The sequence below is a fragment of the Pseudomonas sp. PAMC25584 genome, assembly GCF_058135675.1.
In genome coordinates, this window is record NZ_CM176870.1 from 3,934,099 (window position 1) to 3,957,714 (window position 23,616).

At 61.9% G+C, this 23,616-nt stretch carries 20 protein-coding genes and 1 pseudogene; 12 read left to right on the forward strand and 9 right to left on the reverse strand.

Translation table 11 applies throughout. From position 1 onward, the window contains the following. Positions 1 to 15 precede the first annotated feature (15 nt). Positions 16 to 666 carry a GNAT family N-acetyltransferase gene (locus tag ACS5Q8_RS18195; RefSeq protein ID WP_276193581.1) on the reverse strand — a complete coding sequence of 217 codons (651 nt, stop codon included), beginning with the start codon at positions 664 to 666 and terminating at the stop codon, positions 16 to 18. 168 nt (positions 667 to 834) lie between these two features. On the opposite strand from ACS5Q8_RS18195, the gene xthA reads away from it, so the two are divergent. Together xthA and ACS5Q8_RS18205 are read left to right on the forward strand one after the other, a co-directional pair. Beyond that, positions 835 to 1,647 (forward strand): exodeoxyribonuclease III, encoded by an 813-nt coding sequence (gene xthA, locus ACS5Q8_RS18200; protein WP_276193582.1) that lies wholly within the window; start codon positions 835 to 837, stop codon positions 1,645 to 1,647. Between the two features lie 133 nt (positions 1,648 to 1,780). Further along, on the forward strand, positions 1,781 to 3,112 hold the full coding sequence (locus ACS5Q8_RS18205) for a substrate-binding domain-containing protein (protein ID WP_276193583.1): 1,332 nt from the start codon (positions 1,781 to 1,783) through the stop codon (positions 3,110 to 3,112). A gap of 129 nt (positions 3,113 to 3,241) precedes the next feature. Here the strand turns inward: ACS5Q8_RS18205 and ACS5Q8_RS18210 are convergent, their stop codons facing one another. Beyond that, entirely contained in the window at positions 3,242 to 4,471 is a 1,230-nt protein-coding gene (locus tag ACS5Q8_RS18210; RefSeq protein ID WP_465159293.1) for an acyl-CoA dehydrogenase, read from the reverse strand. A gap of 151 nt (positions 4,472 to 4,622) precedes the next feature. Here ACS5Q8_RS18210 and ACS5Q8_RS18215 point away from each other — a divergent pair, with 151 nt between their 5' ends. The 4 genes and pseudogenes from ACS5Q8_RS18215 to ACS5Q8_RS18230 form a co-directional block, all read left to right on the forward strand. Beyond that, positions 4,623 to 5,558, forward strand: a complete 936-nt coding sequence (locus ACS5Q8_RS18215; protein ID WP_276193585.1) for a LysR family transcriptional regulator — start codon at positions 4,623 to 4,625, stop codon at positions 5,556 to 5,558. Positions 5,559 to 5,673: 115 nt separating this feature from the next. Continuing rightward, complete coding sequence (locus tag ACS5Q8_RS18220; RefSeq protein WP_253396847.1) at positions 5,674 to 6,069, forward strand: MerR family transcriptional regulator; 396 nt, start codon at positions 5,674 to 5,676, stop codon at positions 6,067 to 6,069. A 16-nt stretch (positions 6,070 to 6,085) separates the two neighbouring features. Beyond that, positions 6,086 to 6,985, forward strand: a complete 900-nt coding sequence (locus ACS5Q8_RS18225; RefSeq protein ID WP_443697792.1) for a hydroxymethylglutaryl-CoA lyase — start codon at positions 6,086 to 6,088, stop codon at positions 6,983 to 6,985. A 696-nt stretch (positions 6,986 to 7,681) separates the two neighbouring features. Beyond that, positions 7,682 to 7,813, forward strand: a pseudogene (locus ACS5Q8_RS18230) (flavin reductase family protein); the annotation flags it as partial. A gap of 56 nt (positions 7,814 to 7,869) precedes the next feature. Here ACS5Q8_RS18230 and ACS5Q8_RS18235 read toward each other — a convergent pair. Further along, positions 7,870 to 9,552, reverse strand: a complete 1,683-nt coding sequence (locus ACS5Q8_RS18235) for an AMP-binding protein (protein WP_276193587.1) — start codon at positions 9,550 to 9,552, stop codon at positions 7,870 to 7,872. Positions 9,553 to 9,701: 149 nt separating this feature from the next. On the opposite strand from ACS5Q8_RS18235, the gene ACS5Q8_RS18240 reads away from it, so the two are divergent. Genes ACS5Q8_RS18240 through ACS5Q8_RS18255 form a run of 4 tightly spaced genes read left to right on the forward strand, consistent with a single transcriptional unit; the run spans position 9,702 to position 15,228 of the window. Beyond that, positions 9,702 to 10,865, forward strand: a complete 1,164-nt coding sequence (locus ACS5Q8_RS18240; RefSeq protein WP_276193588.1) for an isovaleryl-CoA dehydrogenase — start codon at positions 9,702 to 9,704, stop codon at positions 10,863 to 10,865. A gap of 11 nt (positions 10,866 to 10,876) precedes the next feature. Further along, positions 10,877 to 12,484, forward strand: a complete 1,608-nt coding sequence (locus tag ACS5Q8_RS18245; RefSeq protein WP_426102147.1) for a carboxyl transferase domain-containing protein — start codon at positions 10,877 to 10,879, stop codon at positions 12,482 to 12,484. A gap of 15 nt (positions 12,485 to 12,499) precedes the next feature. Next, positions 12,500 to 13,306, forward strand: coding sequence for a gamma-carboxygeranoyl-CoA hydratase (locus ACS5Q8_RS18250; protein ID WP_426102146.1), 807 nt, complete (start codon positions 12,500 to 12,502; stop codon positions 13,304 to 13,306). Next, a complete protein-coding gene (locus tag ACS5Q8_RS18255; protein WP_465159294.1) occupies positions 13,303 to 15,228 on the forward strand; it encodes an acetyl/propionyl/methylcrotonyl-CoA carboxylase subunit alpha in 1,926 nt (641 codons plus the stop codon). The genes ACS5Q8_RS18250 and ACS5Q8_RS18255 overlap by 4 nt, the downstream gene beginning before the upstream one ends. On the opposite strand, the gene ACS5Q8_RS18260 is transcribed toward ACS5Q8_RS18255, so the two are convergent. Then, positions 15,225 to 15,860 carry a LexA family protein gene (locus tag ACS5Q8_RS18260; protein ID WP_276193592.1) on the reverse strand — a complete coding sequence of 212 codons (636 nt, stop codon included), beginning with the start codon at positions 15,858 to 15,860 and terminating at the stop codon, positions 15,225 to 15,227. The two genes, ACS5Q8_RS18255 and ACS5Q8_RS18260, sit on opposite strands and share 4 nt — an antisense overlap. A 129-nt stretch (positions 15,861 to 15,989) precedes the next feature. On the opposite strand from ACS5Q8_RS18260, the gene ACS5Q8_RS18265 reads away from it, so the two are divergent. Then, entirely contained in the window at positions 15,990 to 16,340 is a 351-nt protein-coding gene (locus tag ACS5Q8_RS18265; RefSeq protein WP_247405908.1) for a DUF6124 family protein, read from the forward strand. A 465-nt stretch (positions 16,341 to 16,805) separates the two neighbouring features. Further along, positions 16,806 to 17,957, forward strand: a complete 1,152-nt coding sequence (locus ACS5Q8_RS18270; protein ID WP_426102140.1) for a M14 family metallopeptidase — start codon at positions 16,806 to 16,808, stop codon at positions 17,955 to 17,957. Between the two features lie 40 nt (positions 17,958 to 17,997). On the opposite strand, the gene ACS5Q8_RS18275 is transcribed toward ACS5Q8_RS18270, so the two are convergent. The 5 genes from ACS5Q8_RS18275 to ACS5Q8_RS18295 form a co-directional block, all read right to left on the reverse strand. Continuing rightward, positions 17,998 to 18,537: a cytochrome b gene (locus ACS5Q8_RS18275; protein WP_443694601.1), complete on the reverse strand. Its 540-nt coding sequence runs from the start codon at positions 18,535 to 18,537 to the stop codon at positions 17,998 to 18,000. Further along, a complete protein-coding gene (locus ACS5Q8_RS18280) occupies positions 18,534 to 19,616 on the reverse strand; it encodes a catalase family peroxidase (protein ID WP_443694602.1) in 1,083 nt (360 codons plus the stop codon). Before ACS5Q8_RS18280 ends, ACS5Q8_RS18275 begins: the two co-directional genes overlap by 4 nt. A gap of 120 nt (positions 19,617 to 19,736) precedes the next feature. Next, positions 19,737 to 20,501: an enoyl-CoA hydratase-related protein gene (locus tag ACS5Q8_RS18285; protein WP_426102134.1), complete on the reverse strand. Its 765-nt coding sequence runs from the start codon at positions 20,499 to 20,501 to the stop codon at positions 19,737 to 19,739. A gap of 43 nt (positions 20,502 to 20,544) precedes the next feature. Beyond that, a complete protein-coding gene (locus tag ACS5Q8_RS18290) occupies positions 20,545 to 21,843 on the reverse strand; it encodes a ferredoxin reductase domain-containing protein (protein ID WP_465159295.1) in 1,299 nt (432 codons plus the stop codon). Continuing rightward, the gene (locus ACS5Q8_RS18295) at positions 21,836 to 23,443 is read right to left on the reverse strand and encodes an amino acid adenylation domain-containing protein (RefSeq protein WP_443694606.1); all 1,608 of its coding nucleotides are present in this window, start codon (positions 23,441 to 23,443) and stop codon (positions 21,836 to 21,838) included. Before ACS5Q8_RS18295 ends, ACS5Q8_RS18290 begins: the two co-directional genes overlap by 8 nt. Between the last annotated feature and the right edge of the window lie 173 nt (positions 23,444 to 23,616).

The window sequence follows — 23,616 nt, forward strand, 5'->3', positions numbered from 1 at the left end:
CTGAAAAATCCTGACTCAAGTCGTTGCCGCCTGTAACGGCTGCGGATTGGCATGGAAAAACACATGCTCAAGGACCGGTCCTATGGCGACTTCGCCGATTTCCTCATAGCCCTGACGCTTGTAGAACTCCAGGTAACGCGAGTTGCCCGTATCGAGCACCACGCCGGACGAATGCGGGTCCTCGGCGCACCAGTCGTGTACCGCGCCGAGCAGTTGCTCACCGAAGTGCTTGCCTTGGAATTGCGGGTGAATGCCCAGCAACGGCAATACATGCACCGACTCGCTGGGCAGGCACGCCAGTACCGCTTGGTGATAATCCAGGTAACGCCGCGTACCGCGCACACCGGTGCTCAACCACATGCGCAATTGCCAGGCCCAGCTCTCGGTGATGCCCAGGCGCCGCTGGGGCGGCGCGATCAACGCAATGCCGATCAAGCGGTCGTCGACGAACAGGCCGATGGCGGGAAGTTTCTGGAAGAAATGCTGTTTGACCAGCTCGCGCACGGTGGCGCGCACCCGCTGCTCATACCCCGGGCGCTCAGCTTCGAAGATGTAGGCGAACGTCGGCTCATGGCGATAAGCCTGGTACAACAGGGAGCGTGCTTCGCGGGAATAGTCGCTATTGAGCAGACGGATTTCGGCAATCGCAGTTGAAGTGTCAGGCATACGGTGAATCTCCCTGGGCGCCATTCAAAAGACGGCGTTCTTATGGGTACGAACTTACGCAGCGCGAGTCGTTCCCAGACATTAGCAGTGCATCCGTCCTACCGCCACGCTGGCCCCCGTCCGACTTGTCGGCTAGCATCGCCCTTTTTCCAGACTGGACAGCCGACCATGAAAATCGTCTCTTTCAATATCAACGGGCTACGGGCTCGCCCGCATCAGTTGGCGGCGCTGATTGAAAAGCATCAACCCGATGTAATCGGCCTGCAGGAAACCAAGGTCCACGACGACCAGTTCCCGTTGGCCGACGTGCAGGCCCTGGGGTATCACGTGTACTACCACGGCCAGAAAGGCCATTACGGTGTGGCCCTGCTCTCGCGCAAAGAAGCATTGAGCGTACACAAGGGCTTTGCCAGCGATGAAGAAGACGCCCAGCGTCGCTTTATCTGGGGCACCTTCGCCGATGCGCAAGGCAACCCGGTCACCATCATGAACGGCTATTTCCCCCAAGGCGAAAGCCGCGACCACCCCACCAAGTTCCCGGCCAAGCAGCGCTTCTACGCCGACTTGCAACAGTTGCTGGAAAGCCAGTTCAGCAACGACCAGGCGCTGGTGGTGATGGGCGATGTGAATATTTCCCCGCAAGACTGCGACATCGGCATTGGCGCCGACAACGCCAAGCGTTGGCTGAAAACCGGCAAGTGCAGCTTCCTGCCGGAAGAGCGCGAGTGGATGGCCCGCCTGAAGAACTGGGGCCTGGTGGACAGCTTCCGCCACCTCAACCCCGACGTGACCGACCGTTTCAGTTGGTTCGACTACCGCAGCCGTGGGTTTGAAGATGAGCCCAAGCGTGGCCTGCGTATCGACGTGATCCTGGCGTCCAACGGCTTGCTGCACAGGATCAAGGATGCGGGGGTGGATTACGAACTGCGCGGCCTGGAAAAACCCTCGGACCATGCGCCGATCTGGCTGGAATTGAGCTGATTTCAAGGACGACGCGCTTAAACAATGTGGGAGCAAGTTCCTTCCACATTTTTACGCCTGGGTGTCAGTCATATTACTGAAACCCAACTGACTTAATCTCGCAGCACTCCCTTTGCCTTGAGACGGTGCCGGCATGATCCCGCGCGTTCTGTTACTGCTGACCCTTTTTCCGCTGTTTGCCGTTAGCGCGCCGCTGCCCGTTCCCGATCAGGGCCCCGCCTTGCGCATCCAGGGCTCTAACACGATTGGTGCGGCGCTTGGCCCGGCGCTGGTCAAGGGGTTGATGGAGCGGCAGGGTCTGCAAGGGGTACACGCTGAACCCGCCGAAGGCGCCAATGAAATGCGCGTGATCGGCAAGACTCGCCAGGGCCAGACGCTGACCATCGAGGTCGCGGCCCATGGTTCCAGCACCGGGTTTGCCGCGCTGCACAAAGCCAGCGCCGACCTTGCCGCCTCATCCCGCCCGATCAAAGACACCGAGCTGGTGGACCTCGAACCCCTGGGCGACCTGAAAAGCCCCGAGGCCGAACAGGTGATCGCCATCGACGGTCTGGCCATCATCCTCAACCCACGCAACCCGCTGAATACGCTGAACACCGAGCAACTGGCGCAAATTTTCAACGGAGAGATCAGCACCTGGGAGGCACTCGGCGGCATCGGCGGGGCGATTCATTTATATGCACGGGATGACCAGTCGGGCACCTATGACACGTTCAAGGACCTGGTGCTCAGCCGTCGCGGCAAGCCCCTCGCGGCGTCGGCCAAGCGGTTCGAGGCCAGCGAGCAACTGTCGGATGCGGTGAGCCAGGACCCGCAAGGCATCGGCTTTATCGGCCTGCCCTATGTGCGCCAGGCCAAGGCGGTGGCGATCGTCGACGGTGACTCGCAACCGATGTTGCCGCTCAACAGCCTGATTGCCACCGAGGACTACCCGCTGTCGCGCCGCCTGTTCTTTTACCTGCCGCCGACCACGCACAACCCGTGGGCCAAGGCACTGGTGGACTTTACCCAAAGCAGCAAGGGCCAGGCGATCGTGGCGGCCAACGGGTTTATCGCGCAGCGGGTCCAGGCGATGGGCGTGGAGCCGCGCCCTTCGATGCCCGAGGACTATCAGGCAATTGCCCGCGAGGCCCAGCGCCTGACGGTGAATTTTCGCTTCGAAGAAGGCAGCGCCAGCCTGGACAACAAAGCGCGCCAGGATGTCCAACGCGTGGTGGCGTATATAAAAAGCCACGACAAGCTCGACAAGCAGGTGACGCTAGTGGGGTTCGGCGATATCAAGAATGACCCGCAACGCGCGGCGCTGTTGTCCAAGCTGCGAGCGATGGCGGTGCGTCGGGAACTGGTCAAGAACGGCGTGGTGCTGCGCGATATTCGCGGGTTCGGCGCGCAGATGCCGGTGGCGGCGAATACGGCGGATGAAGGCCGGATCAAGAATCGGCGGGTGGAGGTGTGGGTGTACTGAGACCTTAGCCTTGCGGTGTTCGGAATGGCCTCATCGGGAGCAAGCCCCCTCCCACCCTAGACCGCGTTCTCATGCACAACTCGGTCAACTGTGGGAGGGGGCTTGCTCCCGATGGCAGGCGACGCGGTGTTACTGCCCGCCGCGCATCAGCTCTTTAGGCACATACTTGCCAACCTCGAACTTGCCGATCGCCGCACGGTGGACTTCGTCCGGACCGTCGGCCAGGCGCAGGGTGCGTTGCATGGCGTACATGTAGGCCAGCGGGAAGTCGTTGGAGACGCCCGCGCCGCCATGGATCTGGATCGCGCGGTCGATCACCTTCAACGCCACGTTCGGCGCCACGACCTTGATCTGCGCGATTTCGCTTTTCGCCACTTTGTTACCCACGGTGTCCATCATGTACGCCGCCTTCAGGGTCAGCAGGCGTGCCATGTCGATTTCCATCCGCGAGTCGGCGATCTTGTCGATATTGCCGCCCAGGCGCGCCAACGATTTGCCGAACGCGGTACGGCTGATGGCGCGTTTGCACATCAGTTCCAGCGCGCGCTCGGCCATGCCGATGGAGCGCATGCAGTGGTGAATGCGGCCAGGACCAAGACGTCCCTGGGCAATTTCAAAGCCACGGCCTTCACCCAGGAGGACGTTTTCATACGGCACGCGCACGTTATCGAACAGCACTTCGGCGTGCCCGTGGGGCGCATCGTCATAGCCGAATACCGGCAGCGGGCGCACGATTTTCACGCCAGGAGCGTCCACCGGCACCAGGATCATCGAGTGCTGCTGATGGCGCGGCGCATCGGGATTGCTCAGGCCCATGAAGATCAGGATTTTGCAGCGCGGGTCACAGGCGCCGGAGGTCCACCATTTTTTGCCGTTGATCACCCACTCGTCGCCCTGGCGCTCGGCGCGGGCAGCCATGTTGGTCGCATCCGATGAGGCGACGTCGGGCTCGGTCATGGCGAAAGCCGAACGGATCTCACCGCGCAGCAGCGGTTCGAGCCAGCGCTGTTTCTGTTCGGCGTTGGCATAGCGCACCAGCACTTCCATGTTGCCGGTGTCCGGCGCGGAGCAGTTGAACGGCTCCGGGCCTAGCAGCGAACGGCCCATGATTTCCGCCAGCGGCGCGTATTCAAGGTTGGTCAGGCCGGCGCCTAATTCGGATTCGGGCAGGAACAGGTTCCACAGGCCTTCGGCTTTCGCCTTGGCTTTCAGCTCTTCCATGATCGCGGTGGGCTGCCAGCGGTCGCCTTCGCTGACCTGGCGTTCGAACACCGGTTCGGCTGGGTAAACGTAAGCGTCCATGAACGCAGTGACGCGTTCACGCAGTTCCTGAACCTTGGGCGAATAGGCGAAATCCATGAGCAGCTCCCTTCTTTGAGAGGTTGTTTAGGTCATGCAATCGATGCTAGAACAGCGCTGATAATTTACCTAGCCTATTCTCGGCGTGTATTAACATTCATCACCGATATATGATCGGGGCATGGACACCTAACAATAAGAGCGCAACGAAATGAATCTGAGCAAGGTCGACCTCAACCTGTTTATCGTCTTTGACGCGATCTACACCGAAGCCAACCTGACCCGTGCCGGGCAGATTGTCGGCATCACCCAACCGGCGGTGTCCAATGCTCTGGCACGCCTGCGCGAGACCTTCAACGACCCGCTGTTCGTGCGCACCGCCCAAGGCATGGTGCCCACGCCGATGGCGCAGAACATCATCGGCCCGGTGCGCAATGCGCTGTCATTGCTGCGGGTGTCGGTGCAGGAAAGCCGGATTTTCAACCCGCAGCAAGCGGCCAAGACCTACCGCATCAGCATGACCGACTTGACCGAGGCGGTGATTCTGCCGCTGCTGTTCCAGCGCCTGCGTCGCCTGGCGCCGACGGTGGTGATCGAGAGTTTCCTGTCCAAACGCCGCGAGACTACCAAGGAACTGGCCGCCGGGCGCCTGGATTTTGCCGTCGATGCGCCGCTCAACACCGACCCGCAGGTGCGTCATGTCAAGCTGATGGAAGACCGCTACGTGTGCGCCATGCGCAAGGGCCACCCGATGGCGGGCAAGGACAAGTTCACCCTGGATGATTACCTGTCGCTGACCCATATCCATATCTCCAGCCGCCGCAACGGCTTGGGCCATGTCGACCTGGCCCTGGGCAAGATGGGCATCCAGCGCAAGATCGCCCTGCGCTCCCAGCATTACCTGATGGCCTCGCAAGTGTTGCAGCAGACCGACATGGTGATGACGGTTCCCGAACGCTTCGCCCGCCGTCATGAACTGCACTGGTTCAATCTGCCGGTCAACGACGTGCCAGCGGTGGAAACCCACTTGTACTGGCACGAAAGCACCGACCAGGACCCGGCCAACCGCTGGATGCGTGAGCAAATGATCGAGTTGTGCCAGCAGGTCACAGCCCATGAAAATAAGCTGGATAAACAACAAGCCTGAGGTTGAAGAACGCCCCCTGTGGGAGGGGGCTTGCCCCCGATGGGCTGCGCAGCGGCCCTTGACGTTTACGTCAACCTGACATTAGCTTAGCGCCAAGACCTTCTTGAGCGCCCTCATGAGCACGACCTACAGCATCTCCGACCTCGCCCGCGAGCTCGACATCACCACCCGCGCCATTCGCTTCTATGAAGAACAAGGCCTGCTGGCCCCGGAACGCCGGGGCCAGGAGCGCATCTACTCGGCGCGGGACAAGGTCAGCCTCAAGCTGATCCTGCGTGGCAAGCGCATCGGTTTTTCCCTGGCAGAGTGCCGTGAGCTGATCGAACTCTACGACCCCACCAGCGGCAACCATATCCAACTCAACAGCATGCTGGTGAAGATCGCCGAGCGTCGCGAACAGTTGGAGCAGCAGTTGTTGGATATCGAACAAATGAAGCTGGAACTGGACACCGCCGAAGAGCGCTGCACCCAGGCCCTGGCCGAAACCATCCAAGGCCAGGCTGGCCGTTGATCATAAGGTAGTTGCCATGTCCCTCCCCTCCCACGTGCGCCTGGTCGAAGTCGGCCCGCGCGACGGTTTGCAGAACGAAGCCCAACCCATCAGCGTGGCCGACAAGGTGCAGTTGGTGGATGCCCTAAGCGCCGCCGGCCTGAGCTATATCGAAGTCGGCAGTTTTGTCTCGCCTAAATGGGTGCCGCAGATGGCCGGCTCCGCCGAAGTCTTTGCGCAGATCCAGCGCAAGCCCGGCGTGACCTACGGCGCGCTGGCGCCGAACCTGCGCGGTTTTGAAGATGCGCTGGCCGCCGGGGTCAAGGAGGTCGCGGTGTTTGCCGCAGCGTCCGAGGCGTTTTCCCAGCGCAACATCAACTGCTCGATCAGCGAAAGCCTGGAGCGATTCGTGCCGATCATGGCGGCCGCCAAACAGCAGGGTGTCAGTGTGCGCGGCTATGTTTCCTGCGTGCTGGGGTGCCCCTATGAAGGCGCAGTCGCCCCGGAACAAGTGGCGGCGGTGGCCCGCGAACTGTTTGCCATGGGCTGCTATGAAGTGTCCCTGGGCGACACCCTCGGCACCGGCACGGCGGGGGCCACGCGCCGGCTGTTCGAGGTGGTGGGCGCGCACGTGCCACGGGACAAGTTGGCGGGGCACTTCCATGACACCTATGGGCAGGCCGTCGCCAACGTCTATGCCAGCCTGCTGGAAGGGATCAACGTATTCGACAGCTCTATCGCGGGCCTGGGCGGTTGCCCCTATGCCAAAGGCGCCAGCGGTAACGTCGCCACCGAAGATGTGGTGTACCTGCTCAACGGCCTAGGGATCGAGACCGGGATCGACCTGGAGCAATTGATTCTCGCGGGCCGGCAGATCAGCAACGTACTGGGCCGACCCAGCGGCTCACGCGTTGCCAAGGCGCGTAACGCCAGTTGAGTCGCTTAGCCGTGACAATGTGTTACCGCAGGCCGGCCAGACGAGTAACACGGGAACATATTTTGTCGTGTTTGCTACAGACCATTTCCTACAAAAAATACAACACATTGATTTTAAAAGATTTTTAAAAGTTGGCACGGCTTCTGCTATCTCTATTACATAACAAGAATAAAAAGCGCCAAACCTAATAAAAATAAGACGAAACGACTCTGACATAACAAAAACAACACGGCAGAGACGCAGCTAACAGATTTTTTTGGAGAAGATGTGCTTCGCAGGGTACGGCTTGCCGAAACCCGCAACCGGATAGAGAAAAATAAAACTACCTCAGGTAGCTACCCACTGGTTGGATCGCGTGCGAAGAAGCAGATCAGCGCTCAAAAAAATACGTTTGCTCTTGACCCCGAATGGGGGTCGCCAAAAACAGCGGTAAAGGGTAACGGTTGCTAAAAACAACAATAGACCGCCCCTCAATAATAAAAAAAGAGCACGTAACAACAAATTAAAGGGGACCTTCGGGTCCCCTTTGTGCTGTCTGGGATTGCGCAATTTTCAAGCACAGCCTCGATTTAAACTGTGGGAGGGGGCTTGCTCCCGATGGCAGTGTGCCAGTCATTGAGTGGGTTGACTGATGCACCGCTATCGGGAGCAAGCCCCCTCCCACAGTTTGATTGCAGGGTGTCAGCCCCGTCCCAGTGGCGTGAGTATGAAGGCGGCGACCACGCGATCATGGTCGGCTCGGTGAAGAACCTCATCGTGCCCCAGCGGAACGCCGGGCCATTAGTGTATTGCCACGGCAAGATAGTCGCCCTGCCCATGCCGGCCTAAGCCACACATCCAATCATGTGGGAGGGGGCCCCTCCCGCTGGGTTTCAGTGAGGCAACTAAGACTGCGTTCGCAGCTCCTCAAGCGAAATCTCGCGCATGCGAAATTTCTGGATCTTGCCCGTCACCGTCATCGGAAACGCGTCGACAAACTTGAAATACTTGGGCGTCTTGTAGTGCGCGATACGGCCCTTGCACCAGGTTTGCAGTTCCAGCTCATTGGCCACATGCCCGGGATGCAACTTGACCCAGGCGACGATTTCTTCACCGTAACGCTCATCGGGGATGCCAATGACCTGCACATCGGCCACCGCCGGATGGGTGAAGAAAAACTCTTCCAGCTCGCGCGGGTACACGTTCTCGCCACCGCGAATAATCATGTCCTTATTGCGCCCGACGATGCACACGTAGCCGTGCTCGTCCATGGTCGCCAGGTCACCGGTGTGCATCCAGCCGGCGGCGTCGATGGCGTCGCGGGTGCCGTCGGGGTTGTTCCAGTAACCGAGCATCACGCTATAGCCTCGGGTACACAGTTCGCCGATCTCGCCGCGCACGACGGTGTTACCGGCCAGGTCGATGATCTTGCTTTCCAACTGCGGCTGGGTGCGGCCGACTGTGGTGACGCGGCGCTCCAGATCGTCATCGGCGCCGGTCTGCAGGGACACCGGGCTGGTTTCGGTCATGCCATAGGCAATCTGCACCTCACTCATGTGCATCTCGCTGATGACCCGGCGCATCACTTCGATCGGGCACGTGGCACCGGCCATGATGCCGGTACGCAAGGTGGCCAGGTCGAACTCGCCCCGCCGTGGGTGATCGAGCATGGCGATAAACATCGTCGGCACGCCGTACAGGCCGGTGGCGCGTTCTTCGGCAACGGCGGTCAGGCTCAGCAGCGGATCGAAGCCGTCGTTCGGGTAAATCATGGTGGTGCCGTGGGTGATGCAGCCCAGGTTGCCCATCACCATACCGAAGCAATGATAGAGCGGCACCGGGATCACCAGGCGGTCCTGCGCAGTCAGGCCCAGGCTTTCGCCGACCATGTAGCCGTTGTTGAGGATATTGTGGTGACTGAGGGTGGCGCCCTTAGGGAAGCCGGTGGTGCCGGAGGTGTACTGGATATTGACGGCCTGGTCGAAGTGCAGGCTGGCTTGGCGCGCGCTCAACCGCTCAGGCGCGATGCCTGTACCGAGGGCCGAGAGCTGCGACCAGGGCAGAAATCCCGAAGGTGGACTGGCGGCGAGGCTGATCACGCCCCGCAGGTCCGCGAGCTTTTCGCAGTTCAATTGGCCGATGGATTGCTCCGCCAGCTCAGGCACCAACGCCTGCAACATTGCGTGGTAGTCGGAGGTTTTGAAGGAACCGGCACACACCAACCATTGGCAACCGGATTGCTTGAGCACGTATTCCAGCTCAGTGCTGCGGTAGGCCGGGTTGATATTGACCAGAATCACCCCGAGCTTGGCGCTGGCCAACTGGCTGATGCACCACTCGGCGCAGTTCGGCGCCCAGATGCCCAGGCGGTCGCCAGTTTGCAGGCCCAACGCCAGCAGCGCGCGGGCGTGCAGGTCAACGCTCTCGGCCAGTTGCCGCCAGGTGTAGCGGCGTTGCTGGTGACGCACCACCAAGGCTTCCCCGTCGGGATACTGCGCAACGGTGTGATCGAAGGCCTGACCGATCGTCATGGCCAATAAGGTCTTGTCCTGAGAGCCACGGCTGTAGCTCTGATTCGGTTGATCCATAACGACCCCTGTTGTCTTTTTTGTAGGTTGACGTAAACGTAAACTACGATTGACAGCGCCGCAACGCAAGTTTACGTTAACGTAAAGGTGAGCGCCCCTCCCCCGGCGCCGTCACCCCACAACAACAAAGCTCAATAAAGGTGCCTTCCATGAGTTATCCCTCCCTGAACTTCGCCCTCGGCGAAACCATCGACATGCTGCGCGACCACGTGCAGTCCTTCGTGGCCAAGGAGATTTCTCCCCGCGCGGCACAAATCGACATCGACAACCTGTTCCCCGCCGACCTGTGGCGCAAGTTCGGTGACATGGGCCTGCTGGGCATTACCGTGGCAGAAGAATACGGCGGTGCCGGCCTGGGTTACCTGGCCCATGTGGTGGCCATGGAAGAAATCAGCCGGGGTTCGGCGTCGGTGGCGTTGTCCTACGGGGCCCACTCCAACCTCTGCGTGAACCAGATCAACCGCAACGGCAACCATGAACAGAAACTCAAGTACCTGCCCAAGTTGATCAGTGGCGAACACGTTGGCGCCCTGGCCATGAGCGAGCCGAATGCCGGCTCCGACGTGGTCTCGATGAAACTGCGCGCCGACAAGCGCGGCGACCGCTACGTGCTCAACGGCAGCAAGACCTGGATCACCAACGGCCCCGACGCCAACACCTACGTGATCTACGCCAAGACCGACCTGGAGAAAGGCCCCCACGGCATCACGGCGTTTATCGTCGAGCGCGACTGGAAAGGCTTCAGCCGCAGCAACAAGTTCGACAAGCTCGGCATGCGCGGTTCCAACACCTGCGAGTTGTTCTTCGATGACGTGGAAGTGCCCGAAGAAAATATCCTCGGTGTACTCAACGGCGGCGTCAAAGTGCTGATGAGCGGCCTGGACTACGAGCGCGTCGTACTGTCCGGCGGCCCGACCGGGATCATGCAAGCGTGCATGGACCTGATCGTTCCCTACATCCATGACCGCAAGCAGTTCGGCCAGAGCATCGGCGAATTCCAACTGATCCAAGGCAAAGTCGCCGACATGTACACCCAGCTCAACGCCAGCCGCGCCTACCTGTACGCGGTGGCCCAGGCCTGCGAGCGCGGTGAAACCACGCGCAAGGACGCGGCCGGGGTGATCCTCTACAGCGCCGAACGCGCCACACAAATGGCCCTCGACGCGATCCAGATCCTGGGCGGCAATGGCTACATCAATGAATTCCCCGCCGGACGCCTGCTGCGTGACGCCAAGCTGTACGAAATCGGTGCCGGCACCAGTGAGATCCGACGCATGTTGATCGGTCGCGAACTCTTCAACGAAACCCGCTGAAGGAGCGCGTCATGGCCACCTTGCACACCCAGCTCAACCCGCGCTCGGCGGAATTTGCCGCCAACAGCGCGGCGATGCGCCAACAGGTCGACGCCCTGCACACCCTGCTCGCCCAGGTGCAGCAAGGCGGCGGCGCCAAGGCTCAGGAGCGTCACACCTCGCGTGGCAAACTGCTGCCACGTGAGCGGATCAACCGCTTGCTCGACCCGGGCTCGCCGTTCCTGGAACTCAGCCAGCTGGCCGCCCACCAGGTGTATGGCGAAGACGTGCCTGCGGCCGGGGTGATTGTCGGGATCGGCCGGGTCGAAGGCGTCGAATGCATGATCGTCGCCAACGACGCCACGGTGAAAGGCGGTTCCTACTACCCGCTGACGGTCAAGAAACACCTGCGCGCCCAGACCATCGCCGAACAGAACCGCCTGCCGTGCATCTACCTGGTGGATTCCGGCGGCGCCAACCTGCCACGCCAGGATGAGGTATTCCCGGACCGCGAGCACTTCGGGCGGATCTTCTTCAACCAGGCCAACATGAGCGCCCAGGGTATCCCGCAGATTGCCGTGGTGATGGGCTCGTGTACCGCTGGCGGTGCCTATGTGCCGGCGATGGCGGACGAAGCGATCATGGTACGCCAGCAAGCCACCATCTTCCTCGCGGGCCCGCCGCTGGTGAAAGCCGCCACTGGCGAGGTGGTCAGCGCCGAAGACCTCGGCGGTGCCGATGTACATTGCAAGATCTCCGGCGTGGCCGACCACTATGCCGACAGCGATGAACACGCCCTGGCCCTGGCACGGCGCAGCGTGGCCAACCTCAACTGGCGCAAACAGGGCCAGTTGCTGCAACGCACACCGGTGGCGCCGCTGTACAGCAGCGAAGAGTTGTACGGCGTGATTCCGGCGGATGCCAAGCAGCCGTTCGATGTGCGCGAAGTGATTGCGCGGCTGGTGGACGGCTCGGTATTCGATGAGTTCAAAGCGCTGTTCGGCACCACACTGGTCTGTGGTTTTGCGCACTTGCACGGCTACCCGATAGCGATCCTGGCCAACAACGGGATTCTGTTCGCCGAAGCCGCACAAAAAGGTGCGCACTTTATCGAGCTCGCCTGTCAGCGTGGGATTCCTTTGTTGTTCCTGCAAAACATCACCGGTTTTATGGTCGGCCAGAAGTACGAAGCCGGCGGCATCGCCAAGCACGGCGCCAAGCTGGTCACAGCGGTGGCCTGCGCCAAAGTACCGAAATTCACCGTGATCATCGGCGGCAGCTTTGGCGCCGGTAACTACGGCATGTGCGGCCGCGCCTACGACCCGCGCTTTTTGTGGATGTGGCCCAACGCGCGCATCGGCGTGATGGGCGCCGAACAGGCGGCCGGCGTGCTGGTGCAGGTCAAGCGCGAGCAGGCCGAACGCGCCGGCAACGGGTTCAGTGCCGATGAGGAAGCGGCGATCAAGCAGCCGATCCTCGACCAGTACGAAACCCAGGGTCACCCCTATTATTCCAGCGCACGCCTGTGGGATGACGGCGTCATCGACCCGTTGCAGACCCGCGACGTACTAGCCCTGGCCCTGTCTGCCGCGCTGAACGCCCCCATCGAGCCGAGCCGCTTCGGCGTGTTCCGCATGTAAATGGAGCTGTACCCCATGAACGATTTCAACACCCTCGAACTGATCACCGACAGCCGTGGTTTCGCCACGCTGTGGCTCAGTCGTGAAGCCAAGCACAACGCGTTCAACGCCCAGATGATCCGCGAACTGATCCTCGCCCTCGACCACGTGCAGGGCGATGCGTCGCTGCGCTTTCTGGTCCTGCGCGGGCGCGGCAAACACTTCAGCGCCGGCGCCGACCTGGCCTGGATGCAGCAATCGGCCGAACTGGATTACGCCACCAACCTTGACGACGCCCGCGAACTGGCGGAGCTGATGTACAACCTGGCCAAGCTGAAAATCCCGACCCTGGCGGTGGTGCAAGGCGCCGCCTACGGTGGCGCGCTGGGCCTGATCAGTTGCTGCGACATGGCGATTGGGGCGGATGAGGCACAGTTCTGCCTGTCGGAAGTGCGCATTGGTTTGGCGCCCGCCGTGATCAGCCCGTTTGTGGTGCAAGCCATTGGGGAGCGCGCCGCGCGTCGTTATGCGCTGACCGCGGAGCGCTTTGGCGGCGAGCGCGCGCGCGACCTCGGCCTGCTGGCCGAAAGCTATCCGGCCGAAACCCTGGATCAACAGGTGGACCAATGGATTGCCAATCTCCTGCAAAACAGCCCGGCGGCGATGCGTGCGAGCAAGGACTTGCTGCGCGAAGTCGGTAACGGCGCCCTTACCCCGGCGCTGCGGCGCTATTGCGAAAATGCCATCGCACGGATCCGCGTCAGCGCCGAGGGCCAGGAAGGCTTGCGCGCGTTCCTGCAAAAACGCCCGCCCAGTTGGCAGTCGCAGGAGCCACGCGCATGAACACACTGACCAGCGTGCTGGTGGCGAACCGTGGCGAAATTGCCTGCCGTGTGATGCGCACCGCCAAGGCAATGGGGTTGACCACCGTGGCGGTACACAGCGCCACCGATCGCGATGCGCGCCATAGCCGCGAAGCCGATATCCGCGTCGACCTCGGCGGCAGCAAAGCGAGCGACAGCTACCTGCAAATCGACAAACTGATCGCCGCCGCCCAGGCCAGCGGCGCCCAGGCGATTCATCCGGGGTACGGCTTCCTTTCCGAAAACGCCGGTTTTGCCCGCGCCGTCGAGGCCGCCGGGTTGATCTTCCTCGGCCCGCCCGCCTCGGCGATCGACGCCATGGGCAGCAAATCGGCGGCCAAGGCCTTGATGGAGACCGCCGGCGTGCCGCTGGTGCCGGGCTACCACGGCGAGGCTCAGGACCTGGAAACTTTCCGCGCCGCCTGTGCGCGTATCGGCTACCCGGTGCTGCTCAAGGCCACGGCCGGGGGCGGTGGCAAGGGCATGAAGGTGGTCGAGGACGTCAGCCAACTGGCCGAAGCCCTGGCCTCCGCCCAGCGTGAGGCGTTGTCGTCGTTCGGCAACGCGCAGATGCTGGTGGAGAAGTACTTGCTCAAGCCGCGCCATGTGGAGATCCAGGTGTTTGCCGATCAGCATGGGCACTGCCTGTACCTCAATGAGCGCGACTGTTCGATCCAGCGGCGCCACCAAAAGGTCGTCGAGGAGGCCCCGGCGCCCGGCTTGAGTGCCGAACAACGCCGGGCGATGGGCGAATCCGCAGTGCGTGCGGCCCAGGCCATTGGTTATGTGGGCGCGGGCACGGTGGAGTTTTTGCTGGATGCCCGGGGCGAATTTTTCTTTATGGAGATGAACACGCGGCTGCAGGTGGAGCACCCGGTGACCGAGGCGATTACCGGCCTCGACCTGGTAGCCTGGCAGATTCGCGTGGCCCAGGGCGAAGCGCTGCCGATCACCCAGGCGCAGGTGCCGTTGATCGGGCATGCGATCGAGGTACGCTTGTATGCCGAAGACCCGGCCAATGATTTCCTCCCCGCCACCGGCCACCTGACGCTGTACCGTGAGTCCGCGCCCGGCCCGGGCCGTCGGGTGGACAGCGGTGTCGAGCAAGGCGACAGCGTTTCGCCCTTCTACGACCCGATGCTCGGCAAACTGATCGCCTGGGGCGAGGACCGCGAACAAGCGCGGCTGCGCCTGTTGAGCATGCTCGACGAGTTCGCCGTCGGCGGGCTCAAGACCAACCTGGGCTTTGTGCGACGCATCATCGGTCATCCGGCGTTTGCCGCCGCTGAGCTGGATACTGGGTTTATTCCGCGCTATCAGGACGAGCTGCTGCCGGTGCCTGGCGCATTGAGCGACGCGTTCTGGCAGGCCGCAGGTTCGGCCTTCATGCAGAGCCTGCCAGCGGGTGACGGGCCATGGGCGGACACCCGTGGCTTTCGCGCGGGGCTGCCCGCCGACGTCTCGCTGCACTTGAGCTGCAACGGTCAGGATCGCCTGGTGACGTTGGCGCAGCACGCGCCGCGACTGCAAGGCGAACAGCTGCTGATCGAACACCAGGGGATACGCCGCGCCCATCTGGCGGTGCGCAGCGCCAGCACGCTGTTCCTGCGCTGGGATGGCGAAATGCATGCCATCAGCCTGTTCGATCCGATTGCGGCGGTCGAGGCCAACCAATCCCACCAAGGCGGCCTCACCGCACCGATGAACGGCAGCATCGTGCGTGTGCTGGTGGACGTCGGCCAGACCGTCGAAGCCGGCACGCAATTGGTGGTGCTGGAGGCGATGAAGATGGAGCACAGCATCCGCGCACCCCAGGCCGGCGTGGTCAAGGCACTGTTCTGCCAGGAAGGCGAAATGGTTGCCGAAGGTTGCGCGCTGGTGGAGCTTGAAACAGCGGACTAGAACTTCGCCGAGGCCTGCACGACGACGCCGAGGATGCGGCAATCGTCGCTGAACAGCCGCTTGGGGTAAGTCGGATTGAGCGGCACCAGGTACAGCTGGCCGCTCTCTTCGCGCAATTGGCGAAAGGTCGCCTGCGTGCTCTGCGCGCACTGCGCGACCACCAGCTTGCCGGGTTCGGCGTCGATGGCCGGGTCCACCAGGATGATCATGCCATCACCGATGCTCAGGCCACTGGGCGCGGTCATGGCATCGCCGACCACGGGCAGCCAGTAAGCCTCGCCCTGGGCGTGATAATCCGTCAGTTCAAAGCGTGCCGCGCCGTAGGCCGGGCGCTCTTCGCGAAGTTCGCACACACCTTTCCAGTCACTGACCGGGTAGCGAAAATACGGGTTGTAGTGTTGTAGCCCGGCCGGCAGTGCATCGGTCTTCTGGCGAATATCCAGCGCAACTTCCAGGTCGCCCAGCCCCAGTTCCTCCAGCACCCGGTTCATGTCCGCCAGGCTTGGCACCCGGCGCTTGTTCAGCCAATGCCCCACACCGCCCTGGGACATGCCCAGGCGTTCGGCCAGTTCATCCTGCGTGACCTTGCGGTCTTTCATGTTGGCCCTGACCAACGCTATCCAGTTATCCATGGTGCCTGACAATACGTTGCGTATTTTTCAGGGCAATAAACAGTTTGTAGTAATCCATAAAACGACATAAATACGATACGTACTATTATCGGGCATCCGCGTTTCGACACCCAACCCGAGTACCGACCTATGACGACAAGCCCCTATCGCCTGCCCGGCGAACCCGAATCCCATGAACTGCTCGACATGCGCAGCAGCGGCGCCGCTCAACGGGCGCTGGACTATTATTTGAAAGAAGATATGTGCGACTCAGCCCCGAATGACGCCTTCTTCAGCATCAAGCCCGGCATCAGCCCGGAAGAAGCCCTGGTGCATGCCTCGGACCTGTTGCGCAGCGCGGCCGCCACGGCCTACGAATCGGCGAGCAGCCATCAAGGCAACCAGCGCGACCTGGCATTTTCAGTGGTGTATTTGATTGATATGGCGAAGGCGATGGTGGAGCGATCGTTGCAGGCGCCGCAGGCTCAGGACAATCCATGAGCCACGCGAAAGAAAAATATTCCTATCCCTCGGATAAAAACATTTGACTTGCAAATGATAATGATTATTATTGGAGCCAGCTGATCGCGAGATCAGTCGATAGGCCAAGAGACCTTAGGTCGGACTCTTGGAATATCTCCTCATCAGGCTAATCACGGTTTTTGACCCGGCTCTTTGGCCGGGTCTTTTTTTTGCCAGTTTCCCTGGCATGGCTTCAGGCTAATGAAGACTGTGTGTTGCTTGATGACGCAAATGATAGCAAAAGACCATCGTCGAAAGAAAGCCGGGCGACCGCTCTAGCTCAGATCTTTGCGAAATAGCGCTTGAGAATCAATCTCATAGACCCTAAGCTGCAGCGGCGTCAAGGACGACGCCCCCCTCCTCTCGCAACAATTTTGCATCCAGATTTTGCCCAACCTCTGTGTAAGATAACCGCCACAACACTCATACTCAGGCAACCAGACTATGACCGTGGCCTTGACCTCCATCAAGATAAGCACCGACTTCGACAGCGGCAACATCCAAGTGCTGGATGCCAGCGATGCCTATCACTTGTTGCTGGCAATCAAACCCGATACCCGCAGTCACCATTTCCAATGGTTCCACTTCAAGGCCGAAGGCATGCATGTGGGCCACACCCACACCTTCCGCCTGAGCAACGCCGGGCAATCGTCCTATAAGCACGCCTGGAGCGGCTACAACGCCGTGGCTTCGTATGACCATGTCACTTGGTTCCGGGTGCCTACGCGCTTCGATGGCGAAACCCTGCACATCAGCCTGGAAACCCGCGAGAAGCATGCGTGGTTTGCCTACTTCGAACCCTACAGCCGCGCGCGCCACGCCGGGCTCATCGACCAGGCGCTGAACCACGCGGGCACCCAGCTACTGGCCACCGGTAAAAGTGTCGAAGGCCGCGATATCCAATTGTTGCGCCGTGGCAAAGGTGGCGCAGGTCGGCGCAAGGTGTGGATCATCGCCCAGCAGCATCCCGGCGAGCACATGGCCGAATGGTTTATGGAAGGCATCATCGAACGCCTGCAACAGGACGGTGATGCCGAGCTGAGAAAGCTGTTGGCCGTCGCCGACCTGTACCTGGTGCCGAACATGAACCCCGACGGCGCCTTCCACGGCCACCTGCGCACCAACGCCATGGGCCAGGACCTCAATCGCGCCTGGCAGAACGCCAGCCAGGAGATCAGCCCGGAGGTGTTGTTCGTCCAGAAGCAAATGGAAAAGTATGGCGTCGACCTGTTCCTCGATATCCACGGTGACGAGGAAATTCCCTACGTATTCGCCGCCGCCTGCGAAGGCAACCCCGGCTACACCCCGCGTATCGAAGGGCTGGAAAAACACTTCCGCAGCCACCTGAGCGCCTTGACCCGGGACTTCCAGACCACCCACGGCTACACCCGCGACCTGCCGGGCGAAGCCAATATGACCCTGGCCTGCAATGCCGTCGGTGAGAAATACGACTGCCTGTCGCTGACCCTGGAGATGCCCTTCAAGGACAACGACGACGCCCCCAACCCGCACACCGGCTGGTCGGGCAAACGGTCGATGCAGTTGGGCAAGGATGTATTGAGCAGCGTGGCCGATATCGTCAGCCTGTTGCGCTGAATGCGGCGAGCGTACTCGCCACAACCATCGAGCGCGGGCCTCAGTCCTGGGTGCCCGTCATGCTCCGCAGCACGCCATCACGGCGAATCAACCCATGGAACAGCGCTGCCGCCAGGTGCAACAGCACCGTGAGGAACAGCACGTAGGCAAGATAGCCATGGGCCTTGCGCAGTAACGCGAACAACGGCGCGTTGGCCGCCACCAGCGCCGGCAGTTGCACCGAACGGCTGAGCATCACCGGGTCGCCCGCCGCCGAAATCATCGCCCAACCGAGCAGCGGCAACACCAGCATCAACGCATATAGCACCCGATGCGACGCCTTGGCCGCCAAGGCTTGCCACAGCGGCAAGTCGGCGGGCAACGGCGGTTGGCGCGTAGAGAAACGCACCATCAAGCGCACGATCACCAACCCCAGGATCGCGATGCCCAGCGGCTTGTGCAGGTGAATCAACCATTCATGGCGTTCGGAAACCGAGGCCACCAGGCCCGCGCCGATAAACAGCATGGCGATGATCATCAGCGCCATCAGCCAGTGCAGCAGGCGCGCCAGCGGGGCGAAAAACCGTGGTTGGGCATTCATGGCTTCGACTCCTGAGCGCTGCGGTGCAACGGGCTGACTTCTGCGGCGCGACGCAGGTAAGAACTGGCGTAAGCGGCCGAACGTGCGGCCAGCAACGGGTCATTCGAGGCTTCGATACCGCTCGGCAGAATCAGCGGATCAAAGTTGATGTCGCGGCAATCGCCGTCTGCTTGCGCTTGGCTGCTTTGCAGCACCAGGGTGCCGGCGTTCAGCACTGTGTGCTCGCCGATCCAGGGTTTGCTTGCATCGTCGAGCGGATCGCCGGGGTTGCCCAGGGTCAGGTTCAACTGCCAACGTAGCGGTCCTGAAGCCAGGCGTTGCATCAGATCTTTTTCCAGGAAATCACTGCCGGCTGGCGCGGTATCCCCCGCAGCATCCAGGCTCTGCGGGACAACTCCCCAACGCACGGCCTGGCGCTTACCATCGGCGCCCACGAGGTAAAACGCATTGATACCGTTATAGGTTTCAGTCGTATAGCTGGCGGATGGCTTGGCCGTCTTGACCCACGCCAGGAACGGCGCGGCCTCGGGATGGGCCGCAAAGAACGCCGGCATATTCGCCGGGTTCGGCTTGCCGGTGGCCGGGTCGGGCGCGCCGGCCTTGAGCATTTGGTAGAACGCCTCAGGGGTGCCCACCGGGAATACCGGCATGCTATTCATCCCGGTGCGCCACTGCTGGCCGTTGGCCTGGCTGAATTGCACGGCAAAGCTGCGGATGGGCACGCTGCTGTCCGGCGCGTAGGGATTACCGTTGGGCAAGGCAAAACGGCCGATCAGCGGGGTCTTGGCCGCGTTGAATACCTGAGCACTCGAGTAGGCTCGCGCCTCGCTGCTGCTCTCGAAATACCCGGCGACACACACACCCTTGGCGTGGTTGCGGCGGAACCCCGGGTGTACGCCGTTATTGGTTTCCAGGGCATTGACCAGGGTTTTGGGCTGCAGACGTTGTGGGTCGAAGGTGCCGTTGACGTAGGCAAACGCCCCGGCGACAACCGCCACCACGCCACCGATACACGCCAGCCTGAGCACCAGGCTGGCCGTGCTGAGTGGCCGACGGGGCGGTGATGAGTGATCTACCATGAAAGCTCCAGGGCGCGTGGCCAAGGGGGAATTGAGCTATGAGACGAATCCCATGTAGGTTTATTCCCCCTTCACTGTAGTTTTTTTCATAGTAGCCCCAGCACCGCGTCCTGCGCCCTCCTAGACCTGATTAAACACGGCCGCTCGCTTGTCGAGAAACGCCCGCATGCCCTCCTGCTGATCAGGCGTGGCGAACAGGCTGTGGAACAGCCGGCGTTCCAGCCGCACGCCCTCGTGCAAGCCGAGCTGCAGGGATTGCTCGACCGCTTCACGCGCCGCCCGCGTGGCCAGGCGAGAAAAACCGGCGATTTGCGCGGCCACTGCCAGCGTCCGCTCGAGCAAGGTCGCCGCCGGATAGACACGTGACACCAGCCCGGCCTGTTCAGCCTCCTGAGCGCTCATCGGCCGCCCGGTCAGCACCAGGTCCATGGTCTTGGCCTTGCCGATCAAGCCTGCCAAGCGCTGGGTCGCGCCCATGCCCGGCATCACGCCGAGCTTGATTTCCGGCTGGGCAAAGGTGGCGGTATCGGCGGCAAAAATCATGTCGCACATCAGCGCCAGCTCACAGCCGCCACCGAAGGCGTAACCGTTGACGGCGGCAATGGTCGGCGTGCGCAGGCGGCTAAACGCCTCCCAGCCGACGAAGTAATCCTCGTTGAGCATGTCCAGATAGGACTTGCCACTCATCTCCTTGATATCGGCTCCGGCGGCGAAGTACTCCGCTGCGCCGGTGATGACAAAACACCCGACCTCGGGGTCTTGGTCGAGGGCCTCCAGACAGGAAACCAGCTGCGTCATCAGCGCCGAGTTCAGCGCGTTCTTGACATGGGGACGATTGAGCCTGGCCAGGACCACCCGGCCATGACGCTCGATCACTACATTCATAGGCACCTCCAGTGATTGATATCGTTGAATGAACACGCGCTTTTCAGGAATCCCAGATCGCGCCATAGGCGGGTATTCCCCGGGCTTCCAGTTCTTGCACCACCTGTCGCGTCAGACGCTGGTTGGCGATACAGATCACAGCCTCCGCGCCAAAGGCTTGCACCGCGCCGTAGGCCAACTGCACCAGGTCAGGTTTGCCGCGCGCATCGGTGTCCCAGATCAACGCGCCGGGCTGGGCGCGCAGGATCTCGTCGACCCATTCGTCGCCGTAGGTCTTTCTCGGGCTGCGGGTCGACCAGATCAGCTGGATCGGCAGCCGCGCCGCGAGTAAATGCGGCATGACCGGGCCGATCCCGCTGCCGGTGGCGACGTACACCACCGACTTGAACAGGGTTTCCACATTGGCCACGCCGGCAGTGGTGATGCCCTTGACCCATACATGGCTCGGCAAGTCCTCGATAAACCGCCCCGTCCAATCGCCGGCGCGGGAGATGGTCAGACGAAACCCGGCCTGGCCCGGCGTGGGGATGTTGGCAAAGGAGTGCCACTCCAGCAGCGGATGCCGGCTGATCGCGGTCGACGAACCGGCAAAAGGCGTGGTGTGGGTAAAGCGCGTAATTACCGCATGCCCGGAAGGCCGCGTGTGTTCAACGGCAACTTTGCGCAGCCGCAGCCAGGGCAGCGCGATGCTCAGCGTCAACAGCACCAGCATCCAGAACGCGCCACTGTGCAGCAGGCTCGCAAAGCTATCGACGGACGCCAGCAACGTCAGCGCCCAAAACAACAGCAACGCAGCCCACCCCGCAAACCGATGAACCCGCTCGAAGCCATTGTGAAACCGCCCCCGAATGCGTGGTTGAGCCATGACCACCATCAACAGCAACACGCCGAGCAACGTAGCGCCGAGCCACAACTCGGCGAGCGAAACACTGCCCGGCTGCTGCAGATAGTCCGTGGCCCGCACACCGACCCACCCCGCGAACCAACCCGTGGCCGCCAGGGCCGCGCCGCTGTGCAGCCCACCGAAGTGGTACACCTTGGCCGCACTGCGCCGCACACGCAGCGGCCAGGTGACGGGAACACGCGTCGCCAACCAGAACAACGCATTGATCAGGTATTGCTGGCGAATCAGGATGGCCAGCGACAGGTTGATCAGCACCAGCTCCGACAACGTCTGGGCGCTGATGCCCGGCAGGCCGACGCCGAACACGGCAAACGCGAGGTTGCTGATCAACACCAGCGCCACCAGGCGGTTGTAGTAGGAAAACACCGGCAACGCCGTCCAGCGCCGCCAGAGCGCCGGTTTGGGTGGCACCACGGTTTGGCTCAGCGCATCAAGCATGGCCAGACTCCTGCGGCGCGAACGCCTGCCATGCCACCCACCTTTCGCGCGCCCGTTGCAGCAACAGCGCCTTGTCGATCTTGCCCCTGGCGGTCAGTGGAAAATGCTCCACCACGTCAATCAGTGACGGCACGCAGTAGTAGGCCAGGCGTTGCTCGCACTGCAATCGGCAAGACGCCACGTCGGCGCTGGCCGGCGAAACAAAGGCCACCAAGGTGCGGCTGTCGAGCTTCAGCGTGACCGCCCGCGTGCAGCCATCGCCGGCCTCCAGGGCGGTGGACACCGCGTCCAGTTCCACGCGGAACCCGCGGACTTTCACTTGGTCATCGACGCGCCCCAAGTGTTCGAGTTGCCCGTCGGCCGTCCAGCGCCCCAGGTCGCGCGTGCGGAACATCATGGCATCGCCGCCCAGAAAGGGGTCCGGGCGGTAGCGTTCGTGGGTCAGTGCGCGGTTGTTCAGGTAGCCCGCCGTCACCCCGGCGCCGCCTGCCCACATTTCCCCGGTTTGCCCCAACTCACAGGGGCGTCCCTGTTCGTCGAGCACGTACACGCTGTTGTTGGGTGTCGGCTGGCCGATGGTCAATGGCGCGCCAGGCACATGCCGATGCAACGTGTTGACGATGGTGGTTTCGGTGGGCCCGCAGCCGTTGTAGAACGTACAGTGCTCGGCCCAACGCTCGGCCAGGGCCTGGGAACAGGGTTCTCCGGCGACCGCGACCACCTGGAGATCGGGGCACTGCCGAGGGTCGAGGCGCGCCAGTATCGAGGGGGTTGCAATCAACACATGGCACTGTGCAGCGGTCTGTGCAATGGCTTTGCCGCGAATCAGCAAGGTCGCGCCATGGGCCAGGCAACCGAGTATTTCCCAGACCGCCATGTCGAACCCGATATTGAGGATCTGCCCCACGTTGCGGCCCGGCGCCATGCCCATCCGCCCGGGCTGCGTCAGCAGGATGTTGCAGACGTTACGGTGACTGACACACACGCCGTTGGGGCGCCCTGTCGTGCCGGAGGTGAACAGCACGAAACACAGGTCATGGGTGTCGGCGGCGGCGAACACGTGATGATTGTCCTGGGTGATCCAGGGCTCTTCGGCCAGGAAGCTGTCAAGGCACAGGCGGCGCTGGGCGGCGTCCGGCGGAATGCGATCCGCCAGGTTCGACAGGGTCAGAATCACTGGGCTGGTCAAGGACTCGAGGACCATGGCCAGTTGCAGGGTAGGTACGATTCTGGCGTCCTGCGGCACATACGCGGCGCCGACCTTCAACACCGCCAACAGGCCCACCACCATGGGGATCGAACGCTCGACGAACAGCGCCACGGTGTCGCCGCGTTTCACGCCCTGTTCGACCAGGCGCGCGGCCAAACGATTGGCTTGGCGGTTGAGTTGTTCGTAACTGATGCGCTGTCCCGCCCACACCGCCGCCGTCGCGTGCGGCGCCAGCGCCGCTTGCGCTTCGATGGCGTGGTGGATACAGCCGTAGCCCGGAGGGGTTGACGGACCAAAGCCCCATTGCTCGAACAAGACTCGCTGCAGGACAGGCAAATGAGCCAGCACCGGGTGGGAAAAAAGCCGCTTGTCGGTCGGTGAAAACGTCATGGATACACCCTCATCGGTTGACTGCCGAAAAATAGCTGGCAGGTACGAGGGTGGATTGAGGCGCGAGCCGTTGATTACAGGTGCTCAGGATTTACAGAAACGTCTCACCGACACGCGTAACGTTTCTTTTCATCGCGAGTGGAATAACCTACAGGGAGCAGCGTCTACCTGCA

Excerpts from the sequence above, each read along its gene's own strand:
- ACS5Q8_RS18290 (WP_465159295.1), bottom strand. The coding sequence starts at position 21,843 with ATGCTTGATGCGCTGAGCCAAACCGTGGTGCCACCCAAACCGGCGCTC.
- ACS5Q8_RS18265 (WP_247405908.1), top strand. The coding sequence starts at position 15,990 with ATGACGACAAGCCCCTATCGCCTGCCCGGCGAACCCGAATCCCATGAA.
- ACS5Q8_RS18240 (WP_276193588.1), top strand. The coding sequence starts at position 9,702 with ATGAGTTATCCCTCCCTGAACTTCGCCCTCGGCGAAACCATCGACATG.
- ACS5Q8_RS18220 (WP_253396847.1), top strand. The coding sequence starts at position 5,674 with ATGAGCACGACCTACAGCATCTCCGACCTCGCCCGCGAGCTCGACATC.
- ACS5Q8_RS18270 (WP_426102140.1), top strand. The coding sequence starts at position 16,806 with ATGACCGTGGCCTTGACCTCCATCAAGATAAGCACCGACTTCGACAGC.
- ACS5Q8_RS18225 (WP_443697792.1), top strand. The coding sequence starts at position 6,086 with ATGTCCCTCCCCTCCCACGTGCGCCTGGTCGAAGTCGGCCCGCGCGAC.
- ACS5Q8_RS18275 (WP_443694601.1), bottom strand. The coding sequence starts at position 18,537 with ATGAATGCCCAACCACGGTTTTTCGCCCCGCTGGCGCGCCTGCTGCAC.
- xthA (WP_276193582.1), top strand. The coding sequence starts at position 835 with ATGAAAATCGTCTCTTTCAATATCAACGGGCTACGGGCTCGCCCGCAT.
- ACS5Q8_RS18280 (WP_443694602.1), bottom strand. The coding sequence starts at position 19,616 with ATGGTAGATCACTCATCACCGCCCCGTCGGCCACTCAGCACGGCCAGC.
- ACS5Q8_RS18235 (WP_276193587.1), bottom strand. The coding sequence starts at position 9,552 with ATGGATCAACCGAATCAGAGCTACAGCCGTGGCTCTCAGGACAAGACC.
- ACS5Q8_RS18250 (WP_426102146.1), top strand. The coding sequence starts at position 12,500 with ATGAACGATTTCAACACCCTCGAACTGATCACCGACAGCCGTGGTTTC.
- ACS5Q8_RS18285 (WP_426102134.1), bottom strand. The coding sequence starts at position 20,501 with ATGAATGTAGTGATCGAGCGTCATGGCCGGGTGGTCCTGGCCAGGCTC.
- ACS5Q8_RS18255 (WP_465159294.1), top strand. The coding sequence starts at position 13,303 with ATGAACACACTGACCAGCGTGCTGGTGGCGAACCGTGGCGAAATTGCC.
- ACS5Q8_RS18295 (WP_443694606.1), bottom strand. The coding sequence starts at position 23,443 with ATGACGTTTTCACCGACCGACAAGCGGCTTTTTTCCCACCCGGTGCTG.
- ACS5Q8_RS18210 (WP_465159293.1), bottom strand. The coding sequence starts at position 4,471 with ATGGATTTCGCCTATTCGCCCAAGGTTCAGGAACTGCGTGAACGCGTC.
- ACS5Q8_RS18260 (WP_276193592.1), bottom strand. The coding sequence starts at position 15,860 with ATGGATAACTGGATAGCGTTGGTCAGGGCCAACATGAAAGACCGCAAG.
- ACS5Q8_RS18245 (WP_426102147.1), top strand. The coding sequence starts at position 10,877 with ATGGCCACCTTGCACACCCAGCTCAACCCGCGCTCGGCGGAATTTGCC.
- ACS5Q8_RS18195 (WP_276193581.1), bottom strand. The coding sequence starts at position 666 with ATGCCTGACACTTCAACTGCGATTGCCGAAATCCGTCTGCTCAATAGC.
- ACS5Q8_RS18205 (WP_276193583.1), top strand. The coding sequence starts at position 1,781 with ATGATCCCGCGCGTTCTGTTACTGCTGACCCTTTTTCCGCTGTTTGCC.
- ACS5Q8_RS18215 (WP_276193585.1), top strand. The coding sequence starts at position 4,623 with ATGAATCTGAGCAAGGTCGACCTCAACCTGTTTATCGTCTTTGACGCG.